At 50.6% G+C, this 11638-nt stretch carries 19 protein-coding genes; 1 reads left to right on the forward strand and 18 read right to left on the reverse strand.

Going from position 1 to position 11638, the window contains the following annotated elements; translation table 11 throughout:
* Positions 1-72: 72 nt before the first annotated feature.
* From rpsQ to rpsJ, 11 genes are read right to left on the reverse strand one after another with little or no spacing between them, the layout of a single operon-like run.
* Positions 73-327, reverse strand: coding sequence for a 30S ribosomal protein S17 (gene rpsQ / locus CKO_RS20170; RefSeq protein ID WP_003031120.1), 255 nt, complete (start codon positions 325-327; stop codon positions 73-75).
* On the reverse strand, positions 327-518 hold the full coding sequence (gene rpmC, locus CKO_RS20175) for a 50S ribosomal protein L29 (RefSeq protein ID WP_000644742.1): 192 nt from the start codon (positions 516-518) through the stop codon (positions 327-329). Before rpmC ends, rpsQ begins: the two co-directional genes overlap by 1 nt.
* Positions 518-928, reverse strand: coding sequence for a 50S ribosomal protein L16 (gene rplP / locus CKO_RS23185; protein WP_000941212.1), 411 nt, complete (start codon positions 926-928; stop codon positions 518-520). The genes rpmC and rplP overlap by 1 nt, the downstream gene beginning before the upstream one ends.
* A 12-nt stretch (positions 929-940) precedes the next feature.
* Positions 941-1642 (reverse strand): 30S ribosomal protein S3, encoded by a 702-nt coding sequence (gene rpsC / locus CKO_RS23190; RefSeq protein ID WP_000529945.1) that lies wholly within the window; start codon positions 1640-1642, stop codon positions 941-943.
* A 17-nt stretch (positions 1643-1659) separates the two neighbouring features.
* A complete protein-coding gene (gene rplV / locus CKO_RS20190; protein ID WP_000447529.1) occupies positions 1660-1992 on the reverse strand; it encodes a 50S ribosomal protein L22 in 333 nt (110 codons plus the stop codon).
* Positions 1993-2006: 14 nt separating this feature from the next.
* Positions 2007-2285 (reverse strand): 30S ribosomal protein S19, encoded by a 279-nt coding sequence (rpsS, locus tag CKO_RS20195; RefSeq protein WP_001138117.1) that lies wholly within the window; start codon positions 2283-2285, stop codon positions 2007-2009.
* 16 nt (positions 2286-2301) lie between these two features.
* Positions 2302-3123, reverse strand: coding sequence for a 50S ribosomal protein L2 (gene rplB, locus CKO_RS20200; RefSeq protein ID WP_000301864.1), 822 nt, complete (start codon positions 3121-3123; stop codon positions 2302-2304).
* Between the two features lie 17 nt (positions 3124-3140).
* A complete protein-coding gene (gene rplW, locus CKO_RS20205) occupies positions 3141-3443 on the reverse strand; it encodes a 50S ribosomal protein L23 (protein ID WP_000617546.1) in 303 nt (100 codons plus the stop codon).
* A complete protein-coding gene (gene rplD / locus CKO_RS20210) occupies positions 3440-4045 on the reverse strand; it encodes a 50S ribosomal protein L4 (RefSeq protein WP_000424395.1) in 606 nt (201 codons plus the stop codon). Before rplD ends, rplW begins: the two co-directional genes overlap by 4 nt.
* A 10-nt stretch (positions 4046-4055) precedes the next feature.
* The gene (gene rplC, locus CKO_RS20215) at positions 4056-4685 is read right to left on the reverse strand and encodes a 50S ribosomal protein L3 (RefSeq protein WP_000579837.1); all 630 of its coding nucleotides are present in this window, start codon (positions 4683-4685) and stop codon (positions 4056-4058) included.
* A gap of 32 nt (positions 4686-4717) precedes the next feature.
* Positions 4718-5029 carry a 30S ribosomal protein S10 gene (gene rpsJ / locus CKO_RS20220; protein ID WP_001181005.1) on the reverse strand — a complete coding sequence of 104 codons (312 nt, stop codon included), beginning with the start codon at positions 5027-5029 and terminating at the stop codon, positions 4718-4720.
* Positions 5030-5408: 379 nt separating this feature from the next.
* Here rpsJ and CKO_RS20225 point away from each other — a divergent pair, with 379 nt between their 5' ends.
* Entirely contained in the window at positions 5409-5876 is a 468-nt protein-coding gene (locus tag CKO_RS20225) for a prepilin peptidase (protein WP_024131003.1), read from the forward strand.
* Here the strand turns inward: CKO_RS20225 and bfr are convergent.
* The 7 genes from bfr to tusB form a co-directional block, all read right to left on the reverse strand.
* Positions 5873-6349, reverse strand: a complete 477-nt coding sequence (bfr, locus tag CKO_RS20230) for a bacterioferritin (RefSeq protein ID WP_012135432.1) — start codon at positions 6347-6349, stop codon at positions 5873-5875. The genes CKO_RS20225 and bfr overlap by 4 nt on opposite strands.
* 71 nt (positions 6350-6420) lie before the next feature.
* Positions 6421-6615 carry a bacterioferritin-associated ferredoxin gene (bfd, locus tag CKO_RS20235; RefSeq protein WP_012135433.1) on the reverse strand — a complete coding sequence of 65 codons (195 nt, stop codon included), beginning with the start codon at positions 6613-6615 and terminating at the stop codon, positions 6421-6423.
* Between the two features lie 197 nt (positions 6616-6812).
* Positions 6813-7997 (reverse strand): elongation factor Tu, encoded by a 1185-nt coding sequence (gene tuf, locus CKO_RS20240; RefSeq protein WP_024131004.1) that lies wholly within the window; start codon positions 7995-7997, stop codon positions 6813-6815.
* 70 nt (positions 7998-8067) lie between these two features.
* Positions 8068-10182: an elongation factor G gene (fusA, locus tag CKO_RS20245; RefSeq protein ID WP_012135435.1), complete on the reverse strand. Its 2115-nt coding sequence runs from the start codon at positions 10180-10182 to the stop codon at positions 8068-8070.
* Positions 10183-10279: 97 nt separating this feature from the next.
* Positions 10280-10750: a 30S ribosomal protein S7 gene (rpsG, locus tag CKO_RS20250; RefSeq protein ID WP_002920113.1), complete on the reverse strand. Its 471-nt coding sequence runs from the start codon at positions 10748-10750 to the stop codon at positions 10280-10282.
* Between the two features lie 96 nt (positions 10751-10846).
* Entirely contained in the window at positions 10847-11221 is a 375-nt protein-coding gene (gene rpsL, locus CKO_RS20255) for a 30S ribosomal protein S12 (protein ID WP_000246815.1), read from the reverse strand.
* A 125-nt stretch (positions 11222-11346) separates the two neighbouring features.
* On the reverse strand, positions 11347-11634 hold the full coding sequence (tusB, locus tag CKO_RS20260; RefSeq protein WP_024131005.1) for a sulfurtransferase complex subunit TusB: 288 nt from the start codon (positions 11632-11634) through the stop codon (positions 11347-11349).
* Positions 11635-11638: the final 4 nt, after the last annotated feature.

An 11638-nucleotide genomic window follows, 5' to 3' on the forward strand; every position in this document is an offset into this window, starting at 1 on the left:
CTTCAACGATATGGGTAGAAAAAATAAACGGCCCATCGCTGAGCCGTTTATTCGTTGAGAATGGGTACTGTATTACAGAACCGCTTTCTCTACAACGCGAACCAGCGTCCAGGACTTAGTCTTGGACAGTGGGCGGCATTCGCGGATTTCAACCACGTCACCGGTACCACATTCGTTGTTCTCGTCATGTACGTGCAGTTTGGTCGTACGCTTGATGAATTTACCGTAGATCGGGTGTTTCACAAAACGTTCGATAGCAACAACAATGGATTTCTCCATTTTGTCGCTAACAACGCGACCTTGCAGAGTACGGATTTTATCGGTCATTACGCACCCGCCTTCTCAGTCAGTAAAGTCTTAACGCGTGCGACATCACGACGCACTTGCTTCAACAGGTGAGACTGTTGCAGCTGGCCACTTGCAGCCTGCATACGCAGGTTGAACTGCTCACGCAGCAGGTTCAGCAGCTCGGTGTTCAGCTCTTCAACACTCTTCTCACGCAGCTCTTTTGCTTTCATTACATCACCGTCTTAGTTACAAAGGTGGTTTTAATCGGCAGTTTCGCTGCTGCCAGCTTGAATGCTTCACGGGCCAGCTCTTCCGGTACGCCGTCCATTTCATACAGGACTTTACCCGGCTGAATCAAGGCAACCCAATACTCCACGTTACCTTTACCTTTACCCATACGCACTGCCAGCGGCTTTTCAGTGATCGGTTTGTCCGGGAATACACGGATCCAGATCTTACCTTGACGCTTAACTGCACGGGTCATAGCACGACGTGCTGCTTCGATCTGACGGGCAGTCAGACGACCACGGCCAACAGCTTTCAGACCGAAGCTGCCGAAGCTAACATCCGTACCCTGCGCCAGACCGCGGTTACGGCCTTTGTGCATTTTACGGAATTTTGTACGCTTTGGTTGTAACATCAGCGACGCTCCTTATTTACGGCCTTTACGCTGCTGCTTTTTCGGTTGAGCAGCCGGTTTTTCCGGTTGTTCAACAGCAGCCATACCACCCAGGATCTCGCCTTTGAAGATCCACACTTTAACGCCGATTACACCGTAAGTGGTGTGCGCTTCAGAGGTGTTGTAGTCGATGTCAGCACGCAGAGTGTGCAGCGGTACGCGACCTTCACGGTACCATTCGGTACGAGCGATTTCCGCGCCGCCCAGACGGCCGCTAACTTCAACTTTAATACCTTTAGCGCCCAGACGCATTGCGTTCTGTACAGCACGCTTCATAGCACGACGGAACATAACGCGACGTTCCAGCTGAGAAGTGATGCTGTCAGCAACCAATTTTGCGTCCAGTTCAGGCTTACGAACTTCGGCGATATTGATCTGTGCAGGAACGCCAGCGATATCCGCTACGACCTTACGCAGTTTTTCTACGTCTTCGCCTTTCTTACCGATAACGATACCCGGACGAGCAGTGTGAATAGTCACACGGATGCTCTTAGCCGGACGCTCGATAACGATACGAGATACGGACGCTTTAGCCAGTTCCTTCGTCAGGTACTGACGTACTTTAAAATCGCTGTCCAGGTTGTCAGCGAATTCTTTGGTGTTCGCAAACCAGGTAGAGTTCCATGGTTTTACAATACCCAGGCGAATACCATTAGGATGTACTTTCTGACCCATTGCTAGTCTCCAGAGTCTCAGCGATCGGACACAACCACAGTAATGTGGCTGGTGCGCTTCAGGATGCGATCTGCACGACCTTTTGCACGCGGCATAATGCGCTTCATGCTCGGGCCTTCGTCTACGAAAATTTTCGTAACTTTCAGATCGTCAATGTCAGCGCCATCGTTGTGTTCAGCGTTAGCAATGGCAGATTCCAGGACTTTCTTGACCAGTACAGCCGCTTTCTTGTTGGTGTAGGTCAAAATATCCAGAGCCTGCGACACTTTCTTACCGCGAATCAGGTCAGCAACAAGGCGAACCTTCTGAGCAGAAGAACGAGCATGGCGATGTTTAGCGATAGTTTCCATCTCTTCCTCCTACCTTATTTCTTCTTCGCTTTTTTATCAGCAGCGTGGCCGCGATAAGTACGAGTCGGTGCGAATTCACCCAGTTTGTGACCGACCATTTCATCGGTTACAAATACCGGAACGTGCTGACGACCATTATGGACAGCGATGGTCAAACCGATCATGTTAGGAAAGATCGTTGAACGACGGGACCAAGTGCGCAGGGGCTTCTTGTCTCCGCTTTCCACCGCTTTCTCTACCTTCTTCAGCAAGTGCAGGTCAATAAAAGGACCTTTCTTGAGAGAACGTGGCATGGCTTATCCTCTAAAATTATTTGCTACGGCGACGTACGATGAATTTATCAGTACGCTTGTTGCTGCGGGTCTTCTTACCTTTGGTCTGAACGCCCCACGGAGTTACCGGGTGCTTACCAAAGTTACGACCTTCACCACCACCATGTGGGTGGTCTACTGGGTTCATCGCGGTACCGCGAACGGTCGGACGAACACCACGCCAGCGTGCAGCACCTGCTTTACCCAGAACGCGCAGCATATGCTCAGCATTGCCAACTTCGCCCAGAGTTGCACGGCAGTCTGCTTCGACTTTACGCATTTCACCAGAACGCAGACGCAGAGTGACATAAGCACCATCGCGCGCAACGATCTGAACGTAAGTACCAGCGGAACGTGCCAGCTGACCGCCTTTACCTGGTTTCATTTCTACGTTATGAACGGTAGAACCAACCGGGATGTTGCGCATCGGCAGGGTGTTGCCTGGTTTGATTGCAGCATCAACGCCAGATTGAATCTGGTCGCCAGCTTTCAGGCCTTTAGGGGCCAGGATGTAACGGCGCTCACCGTCTTTGTACAGAACCAGCGCGATGTTCGCGGAACGGTTCGGATCGTACTCAAGACGTTCAACAACTGCCGGAATACCATCTTTGTTGCGTTTGAAGTCAACAATACGGTATGCCTGCTTGTGGCCACCACCGATATGACGAGTGGTGATACGGCCATTGTTGTTACGACCACCGGATTTGCTGTTTTTTTCCAGCAACGGAGCAAAAGGTTTGCCCTTGTGCAGCTCAGGGTTAACCACTTTAACTACGTGGCGACGACCCGGAGATGTCGGTTTACATTTAACAACTGCCATTGTATTACTCCTCCGACTTACTCAGCGCCGCCAACGAAGTCCAGATTCTGGCCTTCTTTCAGGGTGACGTAAGCTTTTTTCCAGTCGCTACGACGACCGATACGCTGTCCGTGACGTTTAACTTTCCCTTTAACAACCAGGGTGTTAACGACTTCGACTTCGACTTCAAACAGTTTCTGCACAGCAGCTTTGATTTCTGCTTTGGTCGCGTCTTTAGCAACTTTGAGAACGATGGTGTTGGTTTTTTCCATCGCAGTAGACGCTTTTTCAGAAACGTGCGGTGCGCGCAGCACCTTCAGCAGACGTTCTTCACGAATCATGCCAGCATCTCCTCAACTTGCTTAACAGCATCAGCAGTCATTACGACTTTGTCGAAGGCGATCAGGCTAACCGGGTCGATACCAGTTGCATCGCGTACGTCAACCTTGTGCAGGTTGCGCGCAGCCAGGAACAGGTTCTCGTCCAGCTCACCGGTGATGATCAGCACATCTTCCAGAGCCATGTCTTTCAGTTTCTGAGCCAGCAGCTTAGTTTTAGGCGCTTCTACAGAGAACTTCTCGACAACGATCAGACGATCCTGACGTACCAGTTCGGACAGAATGCTTTTCAGCGCGCCGCGGTACATCTTCTTGTTAACTTTTTGACTGTGGTCCTGCGGACGTGCAGCGAAGGTCACGCCACCAGAACGCCAGATCGGGCTCTTGATAGAACCAGAACGCGCACGGCCGGTACCTTTCTGGCGCCACGGTTTTTTACCGGAACCAGTTACTTCAGCACGAGTCTTCTGAGCACGAGTGCCCTGACGAGCACCAGCTGCATAAGCAACAACAACCTGGTGAACCAGCGCTTCGTTGAAATCACGACCGAAGGTAGTTTCGGAAACAGTCAGCGCGCTCTGCGCGTCTTTCAATACTAATTCCATTGCTATCCCCTTACGCCTTCACAGCTGGTTTAACGATCAGGTCGCAACCGGTTGCACCCGGAACACCACCTTTAACCAGCAGCAGGTTGCGCTCAGCGTCAACACGTACTACGTCCAGGCTCTGAACGGTTACACGTTCGTTACCCAGCTGACCTGCCATTTTCTTGCCTTTGAACACTTTGCCCGGAGTCTGGTTCTGACCGATAGAACCCGGAACGCGGTGAGACAAGGAGTTACCGTGAGTAGCGTCCTGGGTACGGAAGTTCCAGCGCTTAACGGTACCTGCGAAACCTTTACCTTTAGAGGTGCCAGTTACGTCAACTTTTTTAACGTCAGCAAACAGTTCAACGCTAATGCTCTGACCAACGGTGTATTCTTCACCCTCTGCCAGACGGAACTCCCACAGGCCGCGGCCAGCTTCTACGCCAGCTTTAGCAAAGTGGCCAGCTTCCGGCTTGGTTACACGGTTAGCTTTTTTAGCACCAGTGGTAACCTGAACAGCGCGGTAGCCATCGTTAGCCAGATCTTTAACCTGAGTAACGCGGTTTGCTTCAACTTCGATTACGGTTACTGGGATAGAGACGCCATCTTCAGTGAAGATGCGGGTCATACCCACTTTTTTACCGACTAAACCAATCATTGTTTCAACCTCTCAATCGCTCGATGACCTGATTAACCCAGGCTGATCTGCACGTCTACACCGGCAGCCAGGTCCAGACGCATCAGAGCATCAACGGTTTTCTCGGTTGGCTCAACGATGTCAACCAGACGCTTGTGAGTGCGAATTTCGTACTGATCGCGCGCGTCTTTGTTAACGTGCGGGGAGATCAGAACGGTAAAGCGCTCTTTGCGGGTCGGCAGCGGGATCGGACCACGGACTTGCGCACCAGTGCGCTTAGCAGTCTCGACGATTTCCGCGGTTGATTGATCGATCAGACGATGATCAAACGCTTTCAGGCGGATACGGATTCTTTGGTTCTGCATGAGACCAGAGCTCCAATTATTTTATAAACGAAAATGATTACTCCTCGTGCCCATTACGATTGATGGGAGAGTGTAACCGTTCTTACGTAGCTCCCCGATTGGGAGCATTGTTAGATAACCAAATCGGCTACCTAAGGTTCAGATCGAACCTGCCGTCAACTAAGACAAGCCCGCGCATTATACGCAAATCTCAGCCTGACGCAAGTGCCGCGTAGATATTAATCATTTCGTCTGTAATGCGAGCAACTTCGCACATGCATTGTGCCGTTTTTGTTTTGCGCATTTTCTTCGGAATACACTGCGCAACGTCATCATTCCTCCGTTGCATGGAAAATGAGTTTCACGGATGGTGAGCGCAACGTTTAATGAGGATGACATGATGCAACCCGACCTCCCCTTCCTGATTATCTACCTCTTATTATCTGCGCTATCCGGGATATATGACGCGCGAACAGGACTCTTGCCCGATCGGCTTACCTGTCCCCTGCTCTGGAGCGGCCTGCTTTATTACCTGTGCTGTTTACCTGACCATTTGCCAGATGCGCTTTGGGGCGCCATTGCGGGTTACGGCGGGTTCGCCCTTCTCTATTGGGGATATCGACTGCTGTATCGCAAAGAAGGGCTCGGGTACGGCGATATCAAATTTCTTGCCGCGCTTGGCGCCTGGCATCGTTGGGAGTCATTACCCCTGCTGGTCTTTCTGGCCGCGCTTATTGCCAGCATTAACGTGATGGCGATGTACGTAATAAACGGGAAAGGGGCATTAAAAAACCCGCTGCCGTTCGGGCCATTTCTGGCGGCTGCGGGTTTTATCATTGGCTGGAAAACACTGCTGTCGGGGAGTTAATCGTCCACTTTAATCTGCGATTGCAGGTAATTCTGTAGACCAATTTTTGCAATCAGATCCAGCTCCGTCTCAAGCCAGTCGATATGCCCTTCTTCATCTGTCAGGATCTCAATCATCATGTCCCGGCTAACGTAATCATGAACGCTGTCGGCGTAGGCTATGGCTTCACGTAGATCCTTCGCTCCTTCCAGTTCCAGACGGAGATCTGACTGCAACATCTCTTCGACATCTTCACCAATGCCCAGCTTGCCAAGATCCTGCAAGTTTGGGATACCCTCAAGAAATAAAATACGCTCGATATATTTATCAGCGTGTTTCATTTCATCGATGGATTCATGGTATTCGACGTCATTCAGACGAGTGAGCCCCCAGTTTTTAAACATACGGGCATGGAGAAAGTACTGATTGATTGCGACAAGCTCATTTCCCAATAGTTTATTGAGATAATTTATGATTTTAACATCACCTTTCATTTTATAGTCCCTCCGCTTCCACTCTTAGAGCGTAGATGGGGCTACAAGGATGTCAAAAAAAAGAATGTGACTCAGGCGATTTCTTTAAACTCCGGCATTTGCATTAACTCATCCTGCATCACTTCACGCGCCGCCCGGACGCACTTACCGCATTGATTTCCAACAGGAATAAACTTACGTAATTGTTGGAAAGATTGAGGGTGAAACTGACGAACAGCCTGACGAATTTTTTTATCACTTACACCATTACACAAACAAACGTACATGATCGCTCCCGTTCAATTTCTGCGCAAAGTGTAAATGAGAATAGTTATGATTACAATAGCACAAATACGTTTGTGTGCAGGGAGAGGAATAAAAAATGCGACTAAATATGACACTCTTTATATAGCAGGTAGATATGACAGACAGCAAAAAGGGCGCCGAAGCGCCCTTTTTAAGTGCAGAACTAATTATTAAATAATTAGCTCATTACTTTAGCAACAACGCCCGCGCCAACGGTACGGCCGCCTTCACGGATTGCGAAACGCAGACCGTCGTCCATCGCGATCGGGTGGATCAGGGTAACAACCATTTTGATGTTGTCGCCCGGCATTACCATCTCTACGCCTTCCGGCAGTTCGATGGTGCCAGTCACGTCAGTTGTACGGAAGTAGAACTGCGGACGGTAGCCTTTGAAGAACGGAGTATGACGGCCGCCTTCATCTTTGGACAGAATGTACACTTCAGATTCGAACTTGGTGTGCGGCTTGATGGAACCCGGCTTAGCCAGTACCTGACCACGTTCGATTTCTTCACGTTTGATACCACGCAGCAGAACACCTACGTTCTCACCAGCACGGCCTTCGTCCAGCAGTTTGCGGAACATTTCAACGCCAGTACAGGTAGACTTCGCAGTCTCTTTGATACCAACGATTTCAACTTCTTCGCCCACTTTGATGATACCGCGCTCTACACGACCGGTAACAACGGTACCACGACCGGAGATGGAGAATACGTCTTCGATCGGCAGCAGGAACGGCTTGTCAATCGCACGCTCTGGTTCCGGGATGTAAGAATCCAGGTAGCCAGCCAGTTCGATGATTTTCGCTTCCCACTCAGCTTCGCCTTCCAGCGCTTTCAGAGCAGAACCACGAACGATCGGCGTGTCGTCGCCCGGGAAATCGTACTGAGACAGCAGTTCACGCACTTCCATCTCAACCAGTTCCAGCAGCTCTTCGTCATCAACCATGTCGCATTTGTTCAGGAACACGATGATGTACGGAACGCCTACCTGACGACCCAGCAGGATGTGCTCACGGGTCTGCGGCATCGGGCCGTCAGTCGCAGCAACAACCAGGATCGCGCCGTCCATCTGCGCAGCACCGGTGATCATGTTTTTAACATAGTCGGCGTGGCCCGGGCAGTCTACGTGCGCGTAGTGGCGAGTCGGGGTGTCGTATTCAACGTGAGAAGTGTTGATGGTGATACCACGAGCTTTTTCTTCCGGCGCGTTATCGATCTGGTCGAATGCACGAGCAGCACCGCCGTAGGTTTTAGCCAGTACGGTAGTGATTGCAGCAGTCAGAGTAGTTTTACCATGGTCAACGTGGCCGATGGTGCCGACGTTAACGTGCGGTTTTGTACGTTCAAATTTTTCTTTAGACACGGCTATATTCCTTACTATAGTGCTCTCCCCTTCAGGAGAGAGCACGGGACTTAGGTTTTAATCCTGTGGATTATTTACCACGGGCTTCAATAACGGCCTGAGCAACGTTGCTCGGTGCATCATCATACTTCAGGAATTCCATAGTGTATGATGCGCGACCTTTGGTCAGAGAACGCAGCTGAGTTGCATATCCGAACATTTCAGACAGCGGTACTTCAGCGTGGATCTTAACGCCAGTAACTTCGGATTCCTGACCGCGCAGCATACCGCGACGACGGCTCAAGTCACCAATTACGTCACCGGTGTTCTCTTCCGGCGTTTCTACCTCAACCTTCATGATCGGCTCAAGCAGAACAGGTTTCGCTTTCTTAAAGCCTTCTTTAAAGGCAATAGACGCAGCCAGTTTAAACGCCAGTTCAGAGGAGTCAACGTCATGGTAAGAACCGAAGTGCAGACGGATACCGATGTCAACAACCGGATAGCCAGCCAGCGGGCCTGCTTTCAGCTGCTCCTGGATACCTTTATCAACGGCCGGGATGTATTCGCCAGGGATTACACCACCCTTGATGTCGTTGATGAACTCGTAGCCTTTCGGGTTGGAACCCGGCTCCAGCGGGTACATGTCGATAACAACATGACCGTACTGACCGCGACCACCAGACTGCTTGGCGTGTTTACCTTCGATATCGGTAACTTTCGAGCGAATCGCTTCGCGGTAAGCAACCTGAGGTTTACCGACGTTCGCTTCAACGTTGAATTCACGCTTCATACGGTCAACGATGATGTCGAGGTGCAGCTCACCCATACCGGCGATAATGGTCTGGTTAGATTCTTCGTCAGTCCATACGCGGAAAGACGGGTCTTCTTTAGCCAGACGGCCCAGAGCCAGACCCATTTTTTCCTGGTCAGCTTTGGTTTTCGGTTCTACTGCGATGGAGATTACCGGCTCAGGGAATTCCATACGTTCCAGAATGATCGGCGCGTCCGGGTCACACAGGGTGTCACCCGTAGTTACGTCTTTCAGACCGATAGCAGCAGCGATGTCGCCCGCGCGAACTTCTTTGATCTCTTCACGTTTGTTAGCGTGCATCTGAACGATACGACCGAAACGCTCACGTGCAGATTTCACGGAGTTCAGTACGGTATCACCAGAGTTAACCACACCAGAGTACACACGGAAGAAGGTCAGGTTACCCACGAACGGGTCGGTAGCAATTTTGAATGCCAGTGCAGAGAAAGGCTCATCATCGCTAGCATGACGCTCAGCCGGAGTATCTTTACCGTCGTCCAGGATACCGTTGATCGCAGGTACGTCAACCGGGGATGGCAGGTAATCAATTACCGCATCCAGCATCGCCTGAACACCTTTGTTCTTAAATGCAGAACCACAGGTTACCAGGATGATTTCGTTGCTCAGAACACGCTGACGCAGAGCTTTTTTGATCTCTTCTTCAGTCAGTTCTTCGCCACCCAGGTATTTTTCCATCAGCTCTTCAGAAGCTTCCGCAGCGGACTCGATCAGGTTCTGGTGCCATTCTTCAGCCAGTTCCTGCATGTCAGCCGGGATATCTTCGTAAGTGAAGGTAACGCCTGCATCTGCTTCGTTCCAGTTGATGGCTTTCATTTTCACCAGGTCAACAACACCGGTGAACGCTTCTTCAGCGCCAATCGCCAGTTGCAGCGGAACAGGGTTCGCGCCCAGACGGCTTTTGATCTGACCAACAACTTTCAGGAAGTTCGCACCCATACGGTCCATTTTGTTAACGAACGCAATGCGCGGAACTTTATATTTGTTTGCCTGACGCCATACGGTTTCAGACTGCGGCTGAACACCACCAACTGCGCAGTAAACCATTACTGCACCATCAAGAACACGCATGGAACGTTCTACTTCGATAGTGAAGTCAACGTGCCCCGGGGTGTCGATGATGTTTACGCGATGCGGTTCATACTGCTTAGCCATACCAGACCAGAATGCAGTAGTCGCTGCGGAGGTGATGGTAATACCACGCTCCTGCTCCTGCTCCATCCAGTCCATGGTAGCTGCGCCGTCATGAACTTCACCGATTTTATGGTTTACACCGGTGTAGAACAGAATACGTTCGGTAGTAGTGGTTTTACCGGCGTCGATGTGCGCACTGATACCGATGTTACGGTAGCGTGCGATGGGTGTTGTACGAGCCATTTGATTCCTCGTTTTATCTTCTAGGCGTTCAATTTAAGTAGCCCAAAGCGGGCTGCTTGCTGGAAGCGCCCGCCTGGTGACTAAAATTCCGAAGGGATTACCAACGGTAGTGTGCGAACGCCTTGTTGGCTTCTGCCATACGGTGAACGTCTTCACGTTTCTTAACTGCAGTACCTTTGTTGTCTGCAGCATCAGTGAGTTCGTTCGCCAGGCGCAGAGCCATGGATTTATCACCGCGTTTACGAGCAGCTTCAACGATCCAACGCATTGCCAGAGCATTACGACGAACCGGACGGACTTCAACTGGTACCTGATAAGTAGAACCACCAACGCGGCGAGACTTAACTTCGACAGTCGGGCGCACGTTTTCGAGAGCTACTTCGAAAGCTTCCAGTTCAGATTTACCAGAACGCTGAGCCAGGGTCTCCAGCGCGCTGTATACGATAGTTTCGGCAGTAGATTTTTTACCATCTACCATCAGGATATTTACAAATTTAGCCAGCAGTTCTGATCCGAACTTCGGATCCGGAAGAATTTTACGCTGACCAATGACGCGACGACGTGGCATGGAAATACTCCGTTGTTAATTCAGGATTGTCCAAAACTCTACGAGTTTAGTTTGACATTTAAGTTAAAACGTTTGGCCTTACTTAACGGAGAACCATTAAGCCTTAGGACGCTTCACGCCATACTTGGAGCGAGCTTGCTTACGGTCTTTAACGCCGGAGCAGTCAAGCGCACCACGTACGGTGTGGTAACGAACACCCGGGAGGTCTTTTACACGACCGCCACGGATCAGGATCACGGAGTGCTCCTGCAGGTTGTGACCTTCACCACCGATGTAGGAAGTCACTTCAAAACCGTTAGTCAGACGAACACGGCATACTTTACGCAGCGCGGAGTTCGGTTTTTTAGGGGTGGTAGTATATACACGAGTACATACGCCACGTTTTTGCGGGCATGCTTCCAGCGCAGGCACGTTGCTTTTCGCAACTTTGCGAGCACGTGGTTTGCGTACCAGCTGGTTAACTGTTGCCATTAAATAGCTCCTGGTTTTAGCTTTTGCTTCGTAAACACGTAATAAAACGGCCTCACACAATATGAGGACGCCGAATTTTAGGGCGGTGTCGAAAAGGTGTCAAGAAATATACAACGATCCCACAATCACCAGGCCATCTGGCTGGGATGCTTAACCGCAAGTCTGACGAAGTCAGTATAGTCAACCCTGACGACACTGTCTGAAATTTGACCGCTCAAACCGCGAGCATCGATATCTTCTTTCAGTGCGTAAACCGTTATGGGGGCGTTACGCAAACTTTCAAGGAAACGGCTACCTTCGATGGCTGCCGTAACGCCATCCTGTAGCAATAAAAGCGCATCGCCTTCTTTGCACACGCGAAGAAGCGCGGAAACGTCACTGAGCCATGCGGAACGATGTAATGTATGCAGGATAGTC

This window comes from Citrobacter koseri ATCC BAA-895 (assembly GCF_000018045.1).
Taxonomy (GTDB): Bacteria; Pseudomonadota; Gammaproteobacteria; order Enterobacterales; family Enterobacteriaceae; genus Citrobacter_B; species Citrobacter_B koseri.